Origin of the sequence: Ligilactobacillus pobuzihii E100301 = KCTC 13174, assembly GCF_000349725.1 — a bacterium.
Taxonomy (GTDB): domain Bacteria; phylum Bacillota; class Bacilli; order Lactobacillales; family Lactobacillaceae; genus Ligilactobacillus; species Ligilactobacillus pobuzihii.
Map to the genome: position 1 here is coordinate 37,027 of NZ_KB714695.1, position 19,400 is coordinate 56,426.

Here is a 19,400-nt window from a genome sequence, read left to right on the forward strand (position 1 = left end):
CCTCAATAACATTACTGTTAAAGGACTGAGACCAAGCGGTATGAACTTGTCCGGTGTTAGATCGCTGGCTAAAGCTACGATCCACCCGACTAAGGTTGCAACTAAAATAATAGTGACTGCGTGGACTAAGCGTTCGATCCCAGAGCGCATATCAGATTTGGCGATATCTAAGCCGCTGGTTATAAAGGGAAAACCTGGAATCGCAAATAACATGGAACCAATATACCCTGCCTCATGTCCAACATTAATATCAAAAGCTAATTCTAGCCCCCGTGAGATCATTAGGTAAGTTAAGCAGGCTAGTGCGACACCAGCACTTAGTCCGGCAAAAAGGGTCATATGTTTACTGTTCATGGTTGATTTAAGCCAGTTACCTAAACCAGCCCCAAAGAAAGAACAGAGCATTTCGACTGGGCCACCGCCTAAGAGAAAAACGAAGGCGCTACAGGCTAAAGCTGCTGCTAAACCTTGGACGAATGGACGATAGTTGGGCTTTTTTTGGGAGATTTTGTCCAGGAGTGTATGAACTTCTTTGACACTCAAAAAAGCTCCTTCTTTTTCAAAGCCTTTAACAAAAGATTCCATTTCTGACAACTTGTCAGTGTTGACTCCACTAGATGGTAACGAAAGTGAGTGGGTGATACTCCGATGCTTATCAAAACACGTATATTCGATCGTTACTAAGCCAATATCTGTTGAACATGTGACACCTAGGATCCGTGCAATAGAATTCATTGAATCTCGCACACGCCAAGCACCTGTACCGCAGGATAATAAGATAATACCAACTCGTCCAATGATCGTAGATTTTTCTTTTAAAGATGATTTGATCGAAGGAGTTTGTCCATTATCGTTTGTGACCTTGGCCCAAGGTATTTCCATATGATTTTTATTTGTAAACTGAATGGTATTTTTAGTGAAATGATTACCTTCAGACATGATGATCCCTCCACTGAATTGTAAAATGATAAATAAATTTCAGAAAAGACTGACGTAATTAAACATCAGTGTAAGACAAATTGTGATATTTAGTATGTCTGTCCTAGTTTATGTTTTCAATAATTTTCATTATAGCATAGCTTTGTCTTCATAATTTTCACAAAATATATTTATGTCCTTGATGTTTTTGTCAATAAATATTGGACGGATTATAATGTGAAGGGTAACGTTAGGAAATATCATATTGTTTAGTGGAGGTCACAATGGAACAAGCAAAAAAGAAAGTTAAAATTAATTCAGCACATTTATCATACATATTAAAAGGAGTTTTAATCGGTGCAATCACTGGTGTCGTTGTTGGTGCATTCCGCTGGTTGATTGAAAAGTCTTTGGGTCTGTGGAAACATGCTTTTCAAATAGCACACCAGCAACCCCTTTATTTATTAGCTATCGTAGTTGTTTTAGTTTTAATTGGTCTAGTGATCGGTAAATTGACGACCCAACAACCTCATATTTCTGGTTCCGGTATCCCCGAGATCGAAGGGCAGTTAGCCGGGAAATTTAAATTTAACTGGTGGGCGATCTTGTGGCGTAAGTTTGTTGCGGGAGTTTTAGCGATCGGCTCTGGCCTGTTTTTAGGTCGTGAAGGCCCATCGATCCAACTGGGTGGCGCTGTCGGGCAGGGGATCGCTGACATGACCGAAGATTCTAAAAGAGGTCACCGTGTCTTGATTGCAAGTGGTGCTGCAGCTGGATTATCGGCCGCTTTTAGCGCACCGATCGCTGGAACATTATTTATTTTGGAAGAAGTTTATCATAATTTTTCACCATTAGTTTGGATGGGTGCTTTGTCAGCATCGATCACAGCTGATGTGGTTTCGATGAATGTTTTTGGTTTAGAAACTGTTTTACATGTGGGTGTGGTACCTGGTTTACCTCTTAAATATTATTGGCACTTATTGATCTTGGGTGTAGTTTTAGGCTTACTAGGTTACTTTTACCAACGGATCTTATTGCAAAGTTCTGTCTGGTACCACAAGTTATTTGGAAGGATCTCGCGTGCTTATCATGGCTTGATTGCTTTGTTGTTATTAGTACCAGTTGGTTATTTTTTTACTAATACACTAGGTGGCGGGAATGTGATCATTATCAAAATGGCGCAAGTTGACCCATTGATCATCAGCTTGGCCTTGCTTTTTGTTTTACGTTTTGTGTTTTCGATGATCTCGTATGGCTCAGGGTTACCTGGAGGGATCTTCTTACCGATCCTAACTTTAGGTGCTGTGATCGGGATGTTATATGGGGCGATCGCCTTGAAGTTTAATTTATTACCGTCTAAATACATGGTCGATCTATTAGTATTTGCGATGGCTGGTTATTTTGCAGGGATCGGGAAAGCGCCTTTTACCGCCATTCTTTTAGTAACAGAAATGGTGGGCTCTTTACAACATTTGGTACCATTAGCGTTAACTTCTTTGGTGGCATATATTGTGGTGGACCTCTTAGGTGGCGCACCGATCTATGAGTCATTATTAGAGAGAATGACCGTGAAACAAAAATTGCATGTAATTAGTGGTAAAAATGATCAGGTTGAATTACCAGTCTTTGATGATAGTCGGTTTGTCGGCCAGCAAGTTAGAGACATCAACTGGCCAGCCAATACTTTGTTGATCGGGGTCAGACGCGGTGAAAAAACATCCATTCCAAATGGTGATACGTTGATCCATCCGGGTGATACATTGATCGTTTTAGTGGATAATAATTTTAGTTCAGATGTACGTGACCAGCTGCAAAAACTGAATCGACCATTAGAAGATGAAGAGTAGGTTTAATTAAACGGGTAACTTGAGATTTTATGTGCTAGAAATTAGTATGAGTTTAGAATATCAAAAATGGAAGTGGGTAGTTTATGCCTGAAAATGGAGAACAACAAAACTTTATCTCGCTTAAGACAGCCTTGCGTTTGATCAAGGCTGATACAAGTTTTCAAATGCAACTTATAAAAAATGGACAGTTACCTGATAAGCATACTTTTGTTTTGTATTCACTACCTGGTATGGGAAAAACACAGGGGATCCGCGAAATGGTCACGGATCCACAACAGTTATGCGTGATCGATATTAATGCTGAGTTTGGTGGCTCATTATCGATGCCGATTTCGCATGTGAATGAAAAAGAGCAAACTGCTCAAGTCTTACACGCGTTAAATGCTAGTATCAGCCGTTTAAAAGCCCATGCTTTAGAATATTCATCTATTCCACATTTTTTATTTTTAGATGAGTTTAATCGGGGCGACGAATTTATGAAACAAACGATCATGCAACTACTTTTGGAAAATCGTTTGCCAGGTAATAGTTTACCTGAAAATGTTTTTGTGGTTGGTGCCGGAAATACGGCGGAAAATATCTTTTCTGATGAAGCAATGATCGAAAATGACGTCAATGAATTGGATACAGCGACAAGAGACCGGATCAATCCCCTATTTATCCAATTAGAACCAAAAGAATGGCTAGACTGGGCTTATGTTAATGAGGTCGCACCAGAAGTGGTCGATTTTATTGGAAGTAAGTCATACCATGAACAACAAGAATTATTATATCAACCATCGAAAAGTGCAGATGGGACTGGTGCTACTCCTCGATCATGGGCCCGTCTTTCAAGTTTCTTGGCTGATCCGACCATTAAAAATGATCCAGTATTATTGCGTGCCGCTGTTTTTTCAATGATCGGTAATGATTGTGGTAACCAGTTTTTGACGTATTTAACAACGGGTGATCCACTGGACATTTTTGCTTTGTTACAAAAACCAGATCAAGAAAAATTTATGCAACTTTCGACAGGTAGAAAAATGGCATTTTTCAGTTCAGCGCTGCGTTTAGTTGAACAAGATCTAGAAAGTGAAAATTCACGTGGTTACGCTCAAATATTTTTAAACTATTTACAAACAAATGATCAAACGGCGGTAGCAAGATTTATGCATACGCAAGTCGAAACGGGAGTATTAGAACAAAAATACCCTAAGACAAATGTTTATTTGAGAAAAGAACCTAGGTTTATGCAGTTGGTAATGGAAATGTCAGTCAACAATATATAGTAAGTGGATCATGGCAAAAACACCGATCAATCAGTGGCATTTAGTGACTTTTGTTTGACCAGCTCATTCAAATGTCGGTTCAAGAAAGGCGGTGGATCTTAGTATGCAAGTGAGAACAAAAGAAGAAGCAATCAGTTATTTTGAAACAGTTTTTCCACAATATGTTAAGACTGCTAGTTATCAAAAAGCAGCCATAAAAAGCGCACAGGCTATTTTTACTCAAGCAGAGCTTAAAACATTAAAGGCGAAATATGCGATAAATTTATTAGATCAGCGAGTACTAAAGATAGAACCACGTCACTACTTACAAGAAAAAGAATTGCAAGATAAGTATGTTGATTTTTGTCAGCGGACAAGTGAACATTGGTTTCAGGCGCAGAAAAATTCACGGGCTGAACAATATCTGAAAATAGTAAGCCGGTCGCGACAAACTGTGCCTTCTACCGAAGAGATCAAGCATACTGGGGCAATTGCTACTTTTGATGATTTATTAGCGGACCCCTTTGATCCCGTAGTATGGCACTCTTATCTGAGTGCTTTACCTTTGCTTGTTAAAAATGATCCCGCCATCAATGTTGGAAAAGTCGCGCCGGAGCTGAATGTTTTAGCAGCCCTAACGCCAGTCTATGCAGAAAGCTCAGCGATGGTAACGCCTTGTGCAGTTTCCTTACTAGGACCGAAGAAAGTTTTCGGTAATGAAACCAGTTTTATCAATGAAAAATCTGTTGGTGATAATTATTTGTTTTATTCCCCGAGCAAGATGTTGGCTTTGTGTTTAGCGTACTTTGATGGTCAGCAAGCTCGTGTTCAAAGTGAGCATGCCTTGTTAACTTTTCTCTTACACCAAGCGCGCCACATTTTGCGAGGTGATTTATTAACTCAACCTGGTTATGTTCCTGGTTCACCGAATAAAAACCAACAGGCAGCAGCTTTTTTTGCAGACCATCTTGAAGTGACCGTTTTAGGTTTTCCTGTTTTAACGAGTGGTGATTTAGATAGTATTATCGCTGATTTTAACATTAACAGTTCATTAATAAATGATCTGGGAGCTAATGTTTTCTTTGGCGGGTCGCAAGCTTTGTGTCAAACTCAAGTCACTAAACCAAATATTATTACGCAAGCAGATTTGGCCAACATGGATCAAGCTTTACACCAACAAGCTTTTGAAAATGAGTTCCAAGAAATAAAGTCTGCCGGTTATCAGCGCAGCGATTCTTTTTTAAGTGATAATACGATCCTGTTAGTAAAACAAAAAAATTTCGTGTTAAATTTGTTACAAAAAATGTACCAGAAAAGCTATCATCCTAATTTACCCCCGCGTCCCCAAAGAGAGACTGCACAAAAACAAGCTCATAGAAATGCTGAAAATCAAAATAGTAGTCAAGAACAGCAACAAACAACAGTTGGCACCGACCCGGCTTCTCCTGGAGGTGGCGGAAAAGTTGGGTTAAGTGGTGGCGATATTTTTGAGATCAACCAGCGCTTTTTCGAGCAGCTTACTAACTCTTTGAATAGTCAACAAAAAAATCAGGCTGAACAAATGGCCCGCCAGCTCTTATCTATAGCTAGTGAAGCTTATCGCCAAGCGCAAATTGAATTTCCAGAGATCGATTATTCTAAATCAGGTGGTCAGTTAAAACAGCTAAAATACCGTTTGGTCAAAAGCCGCCCGTTGCCTCCTTTACGGTTAAAACTGCGTAAATTGCAAAAGGATCTAGCAACGGATAATAAAATCGAGTGGTATCGGCGTCACTACGCTTTCCCTAGCCGTTTAGACATGGCACATATTGCTAAGAAAAAGAATTATCGAACGCAAATCCGGGTATATATTGATGCCTCGGGTTCAATTTCAGTTGAACGATTATCGCAAGTCCTCTCAGTGATCAAGGAAACTGTCGCACAAGGACAGTCGCTTTCTGTTTTATTATTTGCTAGTGATTTGGGCGAAGTTGTTCATTTCCGTGCAGGGAAAAAATATTTTGAGCGTGATTTTGCCAAACTCAAGCAGCAGTTAGCTCATTTTTCCAGTAGTGGGACAGATCTACGACCAGTTTTTCAAGATGTAGTAGAAACTGCGCAGTCAGTGCATTTAATTATTAGCGATTTTTGTTTTGCACAGACGGATCTCACTGAATATCAGCGTCAGCTAAAAGAGCGTCAAGTTGTATTTATGAATGTTTATCAAAAAAGTGAGCAGAAGCGTTATCGTAATCAAATGCCATTGATAAAGCAGCTGGCTCGTCAGACTCCCAAGATGCTAAAGGTGTTGGCGTTAAAGGATTATGCGATTTCTTAACAGGAGGTGACCTTATGCCATTAAACATTTTTAGCTCACGACAGTTGTCGTGGTTACAAGAGATAGACATGTTTGATTTCTTGAGTCCCATAATCGCTGCACAGCAAAGAGTGATCAAAATCGATGATGCGAAAATTTTTAGTTTTTTGAGGAAATATGATTTAACTTACGCTGATGATTTTATATTGATGCTTGGAGCGGATAATAAGTTGCATTTTTGCCAGAATGAGCAAAGGTTTGCGCCATATGAGCTATTATTAATGATCAATCAGCCTAATAGACAAAATTTACAGAACAATAAAACCGTTAAGCAACCGATCGTGAAACGTCAGTTACGGGGCTTGAGTGATTTGAGCCAGGATAAACGAACGAATCTTAATTTGGAACTAAACGGAATCTATTACCAACTCTTACACTTACAAGAATTATTGTTTGATCAAGACACAACGCCTCCAGATATGCTATTTAATTATCGTGTATACCCAGGTGTTTTCCAGTACGTTTTAAATGAATATCATTTGCCGCAAAATGTTAGTGGAAGTGAAATAACCACTCAGGTCACGCAAGCCGTTAATGATATTTTAAGTGCATACCTTTGGGTCAAAGTTAACGAGCTTGTCACAGACGTTGGTCAAGAAAAACAAGTTGTTACAATTGGACAAGTTATTTCAGGTCAAGTAATTAAAGAACCTTTAGAAAAACTAGACTACTTAAAGTTGACTAGTAATTTTTATGGACAATTGCATTGAGATTCCTTAATTTTGGTGGTAAGTATATCTTCATTTGGCAAGCAAAAAGTTCCATAATCTGGTAAAATACTATAATATAATAAAAATTCTTTGCATTGAGTAGCTTTGTAATGCAGAAAGGGAACTGATCATTATGGATCCTAAATATGAGGATGATTTGGAAGGATACCGTTTGTTGGCAGAGTTTCCAGATTATGATCTATATGTTAACGATGATAATTCTGTGATCCAACGTTTCAACGAAGGTATTGCAAATAGCTGGCAAGAGTTTGATTTGGACTTTTCATTTGACCAGCAAGATATGGATATCTTACGCAAAGCAGTTAAAATTTATGAAGACAGTGATCCGATCCAGGCCGAAAAGATAAAAAAACAAATCGAAATCAAAATTTTGGGTGAGGTTGACGATTAGCTGAATTTTTTGTTTTGCATTAATAAACTTGAATATAATAATTCTGAGAGAGTGAGACAAAAGATGTTTTGAAGCCGATTTGTAATAACGCAATTGTTGTTACAGTAAGGTTTCAATCTTTTGGAACACGTTTAAGGGCCGTCGATTTAACCATATTTATTGGGATAAATCAACGGCCCTTTTAGAATTTGACAGCTAGTTTTGTCCCAGCCCCTTTTTTATTGGCGAGGGTTATTTTTTGTAGTATTCGCTAGAATAGTGTTATTCTAAAGTTGGTAACGTTTTTATGCAAAGTCAAACCACAGGAGAACAGTTGCTACATAGCAATTGATGATTTTTTAAAAAATAATTCAACAAATTTACTTGCTTTTTGTAAGTAAAGTGATAGAATATATTTATCGACAAGTTAGTTACTTTTAGTAAGAAAAAAGGAGATAATAAATATGACAAAATATGGTGTAATTGTAGGTTCTATTCGTAAAAATTCTTATTCAAAAGGTGTTGCCAAGGCAATCGCTGCTGGTTTACCAGAGGGTTCCGAAGTAAACTTCTTGAACATTGCTGATCTTCCTTTGTACAGTGAAGATCTTGATGCAGATTCTCCTGCTATTTATGAACAATTCCGTAAAGATGTTAAGGCACAGGATGCATTTATTTTTGTCACACCAGAACATAATCGTAACATTCCAGCCGCTTTGAAGAATGCCTTGGATGTTGCTTCACGTCCATGGGGTCAAAACGTATGGGCAGGTAAGCCAGCATTAGTTGCTTCACAATCTATTTCTGGTATTTCTGGTGTCTTGGCACATCATTCATTACGTCAATCATTAGTATTTTTGGATATGCCAACAATGCAACAACCAGAATTATACATCGGTAACACAGCTGACTTAGCTGATGATGAAGGTAACATTACTAACGAAGGTACAAAAGAATTCTTGTCTGGTGCAGGTAAGTCATTCAGTGAGTTTGCAGCTAAATTCATTGGCTAATTAACAAAATTAAAATATAACGCATTAACGATATGAAGGCTACATTCCGTGAGTTTTGGGATGTAGTCTTTTTGCTTTTCAAGTTTTAGCTATTAAAGTGATATATTCCAAACTATGAAATTTTTACGGTAAAGAGTAGACTACTTGATCAAAGAACAAAAATGAGCATAGATGCGGCTGTTCCAGGCGAAAGTTATGAAAAATGTACCTACTCATAATTTTCTAGTCTCTTGAGATTTGATGGTGTGACTTTTAGTAACTGCATTTTTCAGATTAAATTCAACAAATGCTAGTTGTTAGGGGCGGATTTTTTAAATAATACCTTAAATTGTGATAAAGAACTCATGCTAGTTAGTTTGAGTTATTGGACCGTGATATTTTAAACCTAAACTTCTTTCACTTGTCATGATAAAATCAAGTGATAGAATAAAAAATGGATATAATTCTAGGAAATGAGCAATCACTTTAAGTTATAGGGAATTTGTTAATTACTTAACAAATATTAGTTTTTTAGAAAAGTAAGTCTAAATATGCTGCAGTATTAGAGGGAGAATTTACTAATGGATCAAACTACGATCGGGGAATATATTTTCAAACAATTGATGATACAAGATCAACTTCCAGGTAAACAAGACTTTGTGCTAAAGCCACTGAGTACGATCAGTGAAAAAAGTCCACGCATGACGGTTAAAATTGAAAAAACTGATGGGAAAGTAGAACACCAGCACCAAACCAAAGGACCAGAAATACTGTTTGTGTTTAGTGGCAAAATGGTGGTTAAAACAGCTGGTAAAGAATTTCCGATCGGCGCAGGAAATTTTATCTTTTTTGATGAAGAAACTAAATATACGTTGTTACCTTTACATTGGGGCGATGTTTTAGTGCGGATCAATATGGATTCTTCGTTTGAGCTTAAAGATTTTTTGGAGAATATTTATAATACTCGTTCTTCGGTTAGCGGTATGATAAATAAGATCAACCACGCATATCGAAAAGACCACTATGCTGTATTTAATGCTCCTAAGGTTGATAATTCAAGCTATGTGATCGACCGAGTTTTAATCGAATATGTTGAGCCAGGACTTTTATATTGTGATAAAATCTCACATTTATTAGCGATTCTGGTACTAGTCTTATTAGAAAATGATTGTTACGTTGACCCTAGCGCAGTTAATCTGCAATCCAAATACCAAATTTCGGATTTTACTGATTATATCACCAAGAACTTTCAAAATATTACTTTAACTTCAATGGCACGCTTTTTTGGCTATAATCCTAGTTATTTATCAACTGAGTTAAAGCAAACTACGGGTTATTCTTATAAAGAATTGGTTGAAAATGAGCGGATGAAACAAGCGGTTGAATTACTAAAGAATCCAGCATATACGATTAGCGATGTTGTTAATTATGTAGGTTATACATCGAAGTCTTTCTTCTATAAAAAGTTTAAAGCGCATTATGAAATGTCGCCAGCTAAGATGCGTGAGCAACTAATTGAACGCTAAAACGGTTGTGCACAATATAACAAAAAATTAACTGCTTTGATATTATTTTTTATAAGACTTTTTTTATTTAAAATTAAAGTAAAAACTGCTTGTAAAGTTTGATATAACAATAATATTGCGGAAGACAATGCTTATTTAATAGGTGATGTTTTTAAGCAACCTATGAAATGAGCACCCAATAAGCAATAAAAACGTCATTGTCGTTTGTGCGGAAGCGCATTATTATTAATTATGGTTAATGAAAACGTTAGCTTGTCTGGCTGGCTTAAAGAAAAGCGTTTTACCTAGGAATCGTTTATTTTTAAGCATTTTATCAAGCGAATGTTTAATTTTGAACATGAAAGAGAGAGGTTAATTTATGACTGAAATGATAAGTGGTTCAGATGCAGTTTTAAAGGTCATCGAAGAGTGGGGTGTTGATCATATTTATGGTTACCCGGGTGGTTCATTTGATTCAACAATGAATGCTTTGTATAACCAAAGCAATAAAATGAAATTTATTCAAGTTCGTCATGAAGAAGCAGGTTCTTTAGCAGCCGCAGCTGATTCTAAGTTGACTGGTAAGATCGGTGTTTGTTTTGGTTCCGCTGGCCCTGGTGCGGTGCACTTGATGAATGGTTTGTATGATGCAAAGCATGATCATACACCACTTTTGGCGATCGTTGCTCAGGTTCCTTCCAAGAAAATGAACATCGACTTTTTCCAGGCAATGAATGAAGAACCAATGTTTGATGATGTTGCTGTTTGGAACAAGACTGCAATGTCTGCAGAAAGCTTACCTGGTATGATCGACGAAGCTATTCGCCAGGCATACAAACACAGTGGTGTCTCAGTAGTAACTATCCCTAAGGACTTTGGTTGGGCATCGATCCCTGACACATTCGTCTCAAATGCTAAAAACCATGTCGCTCCTTTATATCCTGAACCACAAGCTGACAAGATAAAAGAAGCAGCTGAATTGATCAAAAATGCTGAAAATCCAATTATTTACTTTGGTATCGGTGCTAAAGACGCGGCAGAGGAATTAAAGGCATTATCTAAAAAATACAAGATGCCATTAGTTTCATCTGTGTTAGCCAAAGGTATCCTTGATGAAAATTATCCGGCATATGTTGGTTCATCTGGCCGCGTTGCGCCAAAACCTGGTGCTGAGATCGGTTTTTCAACTGACTTGATCGTGTGGGTCGGAACTGATTCACCATTTAGTTTGTACTTGTTCAACAAGTCAGCTAAGATGATCCAAATCGATGTTGATAACGAAAAAATTGGTAAACGTCATTCTGTTGATGTACCTGTTTTAGCAGATGCAAAGAAAGCCTTAGCTGCTTTAGTTGAAGCCGGCGATGAAGTAGAAGATCGTCCATTTTATAACGCTACTTTGGCTAACAAACAGAACTGGACTGACTGGCAAGATAGTTTCAAAGACAGTGAAGAAGTTCCATTGCGTCCAGAACCTGTCTTTGATGTGATCAACAAAACGGCTAGTGATAAAGCAGTCTTTGCCGTTGATGTTGGTAACGTTAATATTAACTTCGAACGTTTAGTTGACATCCACGGCGATCAAAAATGGACTACATCTGGTCAATATGCAACGATGGGGTATGGACTGCCGGCTGCGATCGCCGCTAAGATTGCCTTTCCACATCGTGATGTATATAGTTTGAGTGGTGACGGTGGTTTTGCAATGTTGATGGAAGAATTGTTGACTCAAGTTAAGTATAACTTGCACATCGTTAACATTGTCTTTTCTAACGAAACACTTGGCTTTATTGAAGCCGAACAACGGGATGATAGTGAACAACCATTGTCGGGTGTTGATATTCCAGCTACAGACTGGGCTACGTCTGCTAAAGGCTTGGGTTGCGAAGCATATACAGTTAAGACGTTGGATGACTTCAAACAAGCCATGAAATCTGCTGCTAAGACAGAAGCTCCTGTTTTGATCGACATTAAGTTTACCCATGAGATGCCATTTACAACACAGCACATGTTCTTAGATCCAGCAACTTCATCGCAAGAAGACATCGATACTTTCGTTGAAAAATACCAAGCACAAGACCTGAAACCGTTCAGTTACTTCTTAGAACAAGCTGGTGTAGGTTCTGACGCTGTCAGTGGTGCTTCAGCAACTGACGATAAGACAACAGATCCAGCTATTAAACAAGCAAATATTGATGCTACTAGTGGTGCGTCATTAGCTTAATAAGCAAAACAAGATAATTGAAAAATATTAATTAACTCATAGTTATGTGTTGACTCCTAGCTGCTTTTTTGAAAGTCGCTAGGAGTTTTTTTGCAAAAAAATATATATGATGTGATCGATGATAAAGTGCGTCACTAATCAAACGTATGGGCAATACAGACGGAAAAAATAAGACTACAACTAAGAAAACGAACGTCACAAAAGTCAGCCTTAACTTGGACCAAGTAGCGATACTAATACTAAGTGAAGTCCCAGTTTTGCGTCATTTTAGTTAAAGAATCTTATATTTTGGATGAGGTAGATTTTGAGGCAAGCATTATTTTAACCTTTTATTTGAAATTTGATCGAAAGATCATATGACAGTTAGGACAAGAATTCCAACCATAACTGATCCGCATTGGACGTCCGCAGCGTGGACAATATCCGTGAATTGGTTCTTTTATTTTTTTAAAGCTTTTTGGTTTTTCATCTTCGGACATTTAACTCACTTCTTTGAATCTTTGATTTAGACTAAAAACAAATATATCTATTTTATACTTATAAAGTAGACCTCATTGATAAAAAAGTAAATCAAAAAAAACTAAGAAAGCCGGGCTGAGAAATAAATAGTTGTATAATCTTAAAAGGGACGTCGATTTATCCCATTAAATGGGTTAAATCGACGTCCCTAAACGTGTTATAAAAGATTGAAGCCTTACTGTAACGATGATTACGTCATTTTTGTTCTCCGCTTTGCTGCGACCCAAAATAATGCAATTGTCGTTACAAATCGGCTTCAAAGTATCTTTTGTCTAATGTTCTTAAATGAGCTTTGCCTGGCAGAAGGTTGTGCCTAACTAGCCAGCTCTAATGCAAAAAACGTATTACACCCGGCTAGTCAATTAATGCTCACATTCTAAGCGCCATGCTCCGCTTTTTGTTTTTTCTTAGCTTTTTTAATTTATTATTTGCCAGATTTTTGTGATTTAAAGTTTAACGCAACAATTGTCCCTATGATTGTCAATACGAGGGTAAAGACAAAGCCGTAATGACTTCCGTTAGTAAAGGAGGCCGCTGCGTTATTACCTGTATAAGCATTTTGGCCTAAGGCGAGGAAACTAGTTGCTAAAGCCGTTGCAATCGCACCAACAACTTGTTGTAAGGTATTTAAAATAGTACTACCATCGGCTGATTCTAAACCTTCTAGTGCGTTTAAAGCGTATGTTTGCGATGGTGCCATTGCTAATGGAGTACCGATCATTAAAATAACATGAGCGGTGATCACGTAAGCAATTGATGAATCTTTGTTAGTAAGCAACAACATGATCGCACCAACAGCTGCAATCAAAAAACCACTGACAGCTGGTTTTTTAGCACCAACCGAGTCATATAAACGACCAGCAAAAGCTGAAACTACAGCATTTGCGATTCCACCCGGCAACATGATGATCCCTGTTAAAGCTACGGCGACCAACATTCCTTTTTGGATGTATTGTGGTAGCAGATACATTGATGAAAGAATAATGGAGAAGTCGATCATAACACCAATAGTTCCCTTGGCAAAAGCGGGCTTGGCAAAAACACGTAAGTTTAAAACTGGATTTTTAATATTTAACTGACGGTGTGCGTAAAAACCAAGTACGATAATACCTACTGCTAACATACTTAAGATGATCGGCGAGCTCCAGCCTAAGCTAGAAGCAAAACTAACGCCCATTACCAGGCAAGAAAAACTGATGATCGATTCTAAAAGTGACAAGACATCAACATGAGGTTTAGTAACCTGACCAACATTTTCTAGACTGAATACACTAAAGAGTAAGGCAATCAATAAGAACGGAATAAAGAACCAGAAAATCCAGTTCCACGATAATTTACCTAAAATAAGACCGGTAATAGTTGGCCCAATAGCGGGTGCGACCATAATAACTAAAGAACACATTCCCATGGCTGTCCCAAGTTTATATGGTGGAAAAATTGTCATAACAACTGTAAACATTAACGGTAAGATCATTCCAGTTGCGATTCCCTGGATCATCCGTCCTGTTAATAGGATGCCAAAATTAGTCGCCAAAGCCGAGATCACTGCACCAGTGATAAAATCTAACAAGGCAAAAATTGTGAGCTGACGAGTAGTGAACCATTTACTGAGCAAACTTGAAAATGGTAGGATGATCCCGATAACTAGCATATATCCAGTTATGAGCCATTGGGCTGTACTTGCTTTCAAACTAAATGCGTCCATTAACTGGGGGAGTGCGATATTTAATGATGTTTCTGATAGCATTCCTACAAAAGCTCCTAGCATTAGACCAGTAATAGCCAGCCAGCGATGTTTGACCTCAACTTGGGGTTTTTGTAAACTTGTTGTGTGTGATTCTGATGATTCCACGATAAAGACCTCTCTTTTCTGAAAAACTACCTATGTATTAAGTATTTAAGAATATATTCGGCGCAAATTACGGTATTTGACTCTTATATAACCAAGTTATTAAGTATATAAATTAGGAAAATTTAGCAGTGATCATAGTTGAATCGGCTATGAAAATAGTCAGACCGCTTTTTTGCACAATGCGATCATATTACCAGAAAATTTTTAGTCGTGTAAGTCTTTTTTCAAAAATATTTTCATTAAAAATGAAAGTTATGATAATACTGCTATAAAAAAGGAAAAGCGGCGTAGCTTTACTTAAATTTTTTTATATTTATGACGCGTGGTGCTAGTACGCAACATTTTAAAATGAGTTAACAAAAACTTGCTAAACTTTAAGTGATGAAACTAAAAGGTGAATAGCAATTTTGAAATGCTTAAGAATTAAACAAAAACACCATTTTTTCTAAAAACCCACGACTTAATTTTATTTTTGATCGGTCCGAAACTTTGCCAACCATTCTGACACATTTTTGAAATTTTCAATTTGCCAAAAGGTTTTGTTCCAATGCATGGCCCCCGTAAAGGTAGTTGATTGCTACATTTGCGTTTCTGCTCATTTAATTTCTGCCGTAATTCGTCTAACATTTATAGTTTACTAGACATGGTTAAATCCTCTGCAAATGATGTTATTTTTTAGTAAATAAAAAGGTGGAAGCGCAAGCTAAAATATAATGCTCAAAAGTACTTAGAGCTGGTTAGGTGGAAACGTTATAATTTTAGCTAGCAGGAAGTTTTAAGGCGGTGGCTGCTTGTCCTATAAAAAGAACAAACAAAAAAGCCGTCCCAACATAACTTTGGTTGGTTATGGAGGCGACTAATAAAGTAATTTCATAATATGCCACCACCTTTGAAGTGGCTTGTGTGGGAGCTGTGTTAACGCCTAGTTCCTTTTCTTTACATATAATTAAATCATATTTTTAAAAAGGTGTCATGTTACAGGCTATTTAACATAATCACGACTTAGTGGGAGTTTTAGCTTTGGATGATTTTCTATTAGTGAAATTGTTAATCGTTCAAGTAATAGACACGTATTTCTTTATCTTGTACTCTTCTTTCGTGGAAAATAAAAACATAATAGAATATAAAACGCTGCTATAAAGGCCAGAACGATAAACATAAAACGATAAGAAGTGAGATCAGCAACTTTCCCTAAGATCGAAGCACCGATTCCCATACCAAAATCGTAGCAGTTTAAAAACATGCTAGTAGCGACTTCTCTTTTAGCAATTCCCGCCTTTTTTAAGACCCAAGCTTGTATTGTAGGAAAAATAGCGCCGTCAGCTGCGCCATAAAAGACACCGGCGATGATCAACATCAAGTTAGTTTTACTATAAATAATCAAGAAGATACTAACTAATAAACCCAATGAAGCTGGCAGTAAAACTAAAAAAGGACCTTTAAAATCAAAAATTCTACCAGAAAAAGGGCGAATGACAACACCAGCAATTGCTGCCGCAAAAAAGAACCAAGCTACAGTGGTTAAGTTCTGCTGTTTAGCATAAACTGACGTAAAAGCCATAATCCCGCTCATCATGATACCTAAAAGGAAAATCAAAAAATTTTGTGCTAGAAAACAGGGATAAACATTTTTTTAAAAGAAAATCTTTCTTTTTTAGAAAAACGTTCACTTTGCTCTTTTTTATTCGTCAGTAGCAATAAAGCTATAGCTAAAACTAGGATAACAGCGCAAGCAACAAAAAATGAGTTATAACTGACCTGCTGTACCAGACTTAAAGCTAGGACGGGTGCCAGCGAGGCGGTAACCGTTTCTCCTACACCAAAGTAACCCATGCCTGTACCTAAACTCTTTGGTGGTAACTCATCAGCAGCCATGGTTGCGAAGTAGGTTGTTGCAAGTCCATGACCAATTCCATTTACTATACGTAGCAAAAGTAGCAAACTAAAGGTTGCTAACAAGGGATAACCTACAGTGGCTATTAGATATAAACTGATCCCCAAAAATAATAGCTTTCTTTTTGAAAAAATATAAATCAATTGATTTGCGAAAAGTCTGACTGTTATCCCAGCAAACATTAACATGCCGACAAATACACCAATTTGACTATTGTTTAAACCAATTTTTGCGCCATAAAGTGGCAGCACCGGGACCTGCATATTATAAACCATAAATAAAAAAGCATTACTAAAAAATAGTAGTGTAAAGTTTTTAGTCCAAAAAGATTCTTTTTTCAAGTTAATACTCCTTTCACATATAAAAGAGGCCAGATAAGATTACCTTAGCAATCTTATCTGGCCTCTGCCTTCCGAACTACGTCTTTTCTGTCCTATTGACACTCCGATTGTACTTTCCCAATTTATTAGAAAATTATCTCCAAGTCAAGCCTAGTTTGTGAAGAATTATTAGATGTTTTAGCATAAGGATAAAAAAGATAGCCAGAGTGAGTATGGTGAGAGGGCTCATTGGCCCAGTTAGAATTTTAATAGTAAGTACATTAATGAGCGGTATTTTCCCGTTTGTGTGACCTCACGTGTCGATTCTTGTCGTATTGCGATCATAACTGGTAAGAGCTGTTGTGCGCGCTTAGAACTTGGCTGATCGAGTTAACCTGATGCAAAATAAACTGCTGTGTCAGCTTTAAAAATTGTATAATTGCGACGGTTAGCTTTAAAGTCTTCTAATAAGCATTGTTGAACCAGGCTTAAAACATTGAAATCTTTGATCAGTATGACTTTTTGTTTCATGAAAAGGAACTAGGGCGAAACAAAATTCTAGTCTCAAAAATAAGGATAACGGCATAATGTTAGATGTAAAATCCCATTAAGCTGTCATTCTTATTTTTGGCTACAAACTAATTTTCTAAGTGTTATTAGTTTTGTCCTTTTTCTCCTGATCTAAAATAAAGGAGCTGGTAAATTAATCTTTTTCAGGGACTATTATTGAATAATGGATTTTAAATTAGCTACTTTAATGGTAAAGCAAAGATTAATTGCCAACCAATCTCCCCTAAGTATTTTTGCCCAGTGTCTTTAAAGCCACACTTTTTATATAGATTGATAGCAGGAATATTTTTTTGATTAACACCTAAAATAACTGTTTTTATTTCAGGAAAGTTGTTTTTTATAAAGTTAGATAGCGAATTTAGTGTTTTAGATGCAAATCCTTTGCCAGTATATCTTGAGTCTGTTGAAAAACTTTTAAGTAACAGTATATTTTTTTGATTTGTATAGTTATCTTTCTCAAGTCCGCTATCTAAAACGAAAAAACTAACTAGTGTACCGTTGTTGAATGAAAGTATTGGGAAACTAGTCCTGTCATGTTTAGCTTGTTTTATAGCAATCTTAGGTTGTTTAGAATAATAGTCATCTTTCAAAACATAGTCGGCTATTTGTTGTTCGTATTGCTTAGAATATCTAATTAATTCCATATAAACTCCTTTAATTGTTAGAGGGACTATTACTCACTAATATATCCTAAATTTATTACGTTGTGTACCATTCATCTTTAAGTAATGAATATATGTATTTTCGTCATGAAAAACATTCTGTAATAACTCGTCTGCTCGTAAAACTCCATCCAGATGAAAACCAGCCCTTTGAGCAGTAAGATTACTTTTTTGATTCTCGACTGCAGCAAGGAGGACTATTTTATTCACCTCATAGTCATTAAAGTCTAAATTGTACATACTAGATATAACGCGGTGGACAATACCTTTGCCTACAAATTTGGTAGCTAATCTATAAACTATTTCTGTACTTTTATTACTATCCTGAAAGTTATTAAAGTTAATCGAGCCAGCAGGCTGATTTTGGAGAAGTATAATTGTGTTTAATGAATACCTTGTGCCAAAATGCTCAATAATTTTGTTCAAAGTTTTTTTCTCGTCTTCAACATTTTTTATCTTTTTAACCCAAGGCACGGTTCTAATTCTTTTCGGCTTTCATTAATGAGCTTAAATAAAGGTTCAGCATAAACGCTTGGTCTTGGTAATGTAAGGCTAATATCTTAATCTATTTTGTAGCCAAATGTGATAATCATTTCCAAACAAGTAATTTGGAAGGAATTATACCATAACGTGTGGTGCTAGTTCGTAACAATCAAACATTTAGTACAAAATTTTACAAAAAAAGCCCAATAAGGTTAGACTTTTAAGTGATCAAACAAAAAGGAGTATAACCATATTGGACCACTTAAAGTTTAAACAAAAATGGCATAATTTACAAGCCGATTTAGAACAATTAAAAGAAATCTGTGGGTACCTTTACCATAAATATTGTCCTTCTCTGATCTCCAATCGGCGCAATGTCGAACACACACAAGTTTCTGACATTCAGATTTTAGCTTTACTTTGCCTACAAATGACGACCAACATGCAATCACAACGTAAATTTTTCGCATGGACTAAGCTGTTTATCCCGAATCAGGTTACCTTTGACCGCACTCGATTTAATCGACGGGCACATCAACTTTTGCCTGTCATTATGGCGCTGCGTCACGGTTTAACCCAGGAATACGCACAAACTGGGCAAATCGCAATCATTGACAGCCTGCCCAATCCCTTGTGTCAAAAAGTTAGAAATAAGCGTGTCAAAATTTTTTCTGAAATAGCTGATATCGGGTACAATGCCACCAAAACCATGTATTTTTACGGGTTCAAAACCCATGTAGCTGTGACAACCACTGGTTACATTTTAAACTACGATATAACACCGGCTTCAGTTCATGATACTAAAGCTGCGTCAAGTTTAATTGACGGTTGTCCTTGTCCCTTTGTTTTAGGTGATGTAGGTTATGTTGGTCAAAGTCTAAAAGAAGAATTCGCTCAGTTAGGGTATGAT

Annotated in this window: 15 protein-coding genes; 9 read left to right on the forward strand and 6 right to left on the reverse strand. The window is 37.0% G+C overall.

What is annotated here, in order from left to right; all coding sequences use genetic code 11:
- Positions 1-939: threonine/serine exporter family protein (locus LACPOB_RS13055; protein ID WP_040532902.1), on the reverse strand; the 939-nt coding region annotated here is incomplete at its 3' end.
- A 263-nt stretch (positions 940-1,202) separates the two neighbouring features.
- On the opposite strand from LACPOB_RS13055, the gene LACPOB_RS0106215 reads away from it, so the two are divergent.
- From LACPOB_RS0106215 to spxB, 8 genes are all read left to right on the forward strand, one after another.
- Positions 1,203-2,765 carry a ClC family H(+)/Cl(-) exchange transporter gene (locus LACPOB_RS0106215; protein ID WP_017867966.1) on the forward strand — a complete coding sequence of 521 codons (1,563 nt, stop codon included), beginning with the start codon at positions 1,203-1,205 and terminating at the stop codon, positions 2,763-2,765.
- An 83-nt stretch (positions 2,766-2,848) separates the two neighbouring features.
- Entirely contained in the window at positions 2,849-4,033 is a 1,185-nt protein-coding gene (locus tag LACPOB_RS0106220) for a P-loop NTPase family protein (RefSeq protein ID WP_017867967.1), read from the forward strand.
- A 103-nt stretch (positions 4,034-4,136) separates the two neighbouring features.
- Entirely contained in the window at positions 4,137-6,329 is a 2,193-nt protein-coding gene (locus tag LACPOB_RS0106225) for a vWA domain-containing protein (protein WP_017867968.1), read from the forward strand.
- Positions 6,330-6,343: 14 nt separating this feature from the next.
- Positions 6,344-7,078, forward strand: coding sequence for a hypothetical protein (locus tag LACPOB_RS0106230; RefSeq protein WP_017867969.1), 735 nt, complete (start codon positions 6,344-6,346; stop codon positions 7,076-7,078).
- A 133-nt stretch (positions 7,079-7,211) separates the two neighbouring features.
- Positions 7,212-7,490 carry a hypothetical protein gene (locus LACPOB_RS0106235; protein WP_017867970.1) on the forward strand — a complete coding sequence of 93 codons (279 nt, stop codon included), beginning with the start codon at positions 7,212-7,214 and terminating at the stop codon, positions 7,488-7,490.
- 443 nt (positions 7,491-7,933) lie between these two features.
- Complete coding sequence (locus tag LACPOB_RS0106240; RefSeq protein ID WP_017867971.1) at positions 7,934-8,482, forward strand: NADPH-dependent FMN reductase; 549 nt, start codon at positions 7,934-7,936, stop codon at positions 8,480-8,482.
- A gap of 560 nt (positions 8,483-9,042) precedes the next feature.
- Entirely contained in the window at positions 9,043-9,987 is a 945-nt protein-coding gene (locus LACPOB_RS0106245; protein ID WP_017867972.1) for an AraC family transcriptional regulator, read from the forward strand.
- A gap of 358 nt (positions 9,988-10,345) precedes the next feature.
- Positions 10,346-12,190, forward strand: a complete 1,845-nt coding sequence (spxB, locus tag LACPOB_RS0106250) for a pyruvate oxidase (protein WP_017867973.1) — start codon at positions 10,346-10,348, stop codon at positions 12,188-12,190.
- 943 nt (positions 12,191-13,133) lie between these two features.
- Here the strand turns inward: spxB and LACPOB_RS0106255 are convergent.
- The 5 genes from LACPOB_RS0106255 to LACPOB_RS11855 form a co-directional block, all read right to left on the reverse strand.
- Positions 13,134-14,561, reverse strand: coding sequence for a DHA2 family efflux MFS transporter permease subunit (locus LACPOB_RS0106255; RefSeq protein ID WP_017867974.1), 1,428 nt, complete (start codon positions 14,559-14,561; stop codon positions 13,134-13,136).
- 1,078 nt (positions 14,562-15,639) lie between these two features.
- Positions 15,640-16,158: an MFS transporter gene (locus LACPOB_RS0106265; RefSeq protein WP_081607049.1), complete on the reverse strand. Its 519-nt coding sequence runs from the start codon at positions 16,156-16,158 to the stop codon at positions 15,640-15,642.
- Positions 16,159-16,169: 11 nt separating this feature from the next.
- Entirely contained in the window at positions 16,170-16,796 is a 627-nt protein-coding gene (locus tag LACPOB_RS0106270; RefSeq protein ID WP_017867977.1) for an MFS transporter, read from the reverse strand.
- 728 nt (positions 16,797-17,524) lie between these two features.
- Positions 17,525-17,989 carry a GNAT family N-acetyltransferase gene (locus tag LACPOB_RS0106280; protein WP_017867979.1) on the reverse strand — a complete coding sequence of 155 codons (465 nt, stop codon included), beginning with the start codon at positions 17,987-17,989 and terminating at the stop codon, positions 17,525-17,527.
- A 36-nt stretch (positions 17,990-18,025) separates the two neighbouring features.
- A complete protein-coding gene (locus LACPOB_RS11855) occupies positions 18,026-18,481 on the reverse strand; it encodes a GNAT family N-acetyltransferase (RefSeq protein ID WP_225429670.1) in 456 nt (151 codons plus the stop codon).
- Positions 18,482-18,740: 259 nt separating this feature from the next.
- On the opposite strand from LACPOB_RS11855, the gene LACPOB_RS0106290 reads away from it, so the two are divergent.
- Positions 18,741-19,400 (forward strand): IS982 family transposase (locus tag LACPOB_RS0106290; protein WP_040532906.1); only part of this gene is annotated, 660 nt, incomplete at its 3' end.

Bases quoted from the DNA above. Each gene is read 5' to 3' on its own strand.
- LACPOB_RS0106220 (WP_017867967.1), top strand. From the start codon at position 2,849: ATGCCTGAAAATGGAGAACAACAAAACTTTATCTCGCTTAAGACAGCC.
- LACPOB_RS0106280 (WP_017867979.1), bottom strand. From the start codon at position 17,989: ATGGAATTAATTAGATATTCTAAGCAATACGAACAACAAATAGCCGAC.
- LACPOB_RS0106240 (WP_017867971.1), top strand. From the start codon at position 7,934: ATGACAAAATATGGTGTAATTGTAGGTTCTATTCGTAAAAATTCTTAT.
- LACPOB_RS0106215 (WP_017867966.1), top strand. From the start codon at position 1,203: ATGGAACAAGCAAAAAAGAAAGTTAAAATTAATTCAGCACATTTATCA.
- spxB (WP_017867973.1), top strand. From the start codon at position 10,346: ATGACTGAAATGATAAGTGGTTCAGATGCAGTTTTAAAGGTCATCGAA.
- LACPOB_RS0106230 (WP_017867969.1), top strand. From the start codon at position 6,344: ATGCCATTAAACATTTTTAGCTCACGACAGTTGTCGTGGTTACAAGAG.
- LACPOB_RS0106225 (WP_017867968.1), top strand. From the start codon at position 4,137: ATGCAAGTGAGAACAAAAGAAGAAGCAATCAGTTATTTTGAAACAGTT.
- LACPOB_RS0106245 (WP_017867972.1), top strand. From the start codon at position 9,043: ATGGATCAAACTACGATCGGGGAATATATTTTCAAACAATTGATGATA.
- LACPOB_RS0106235 (WP_017867970.1), top strand. From the start codon at position 7,212: ATGGATCCTAAATATGAGGATGATTTGGAAGGATACCGTTTGTTGGCA.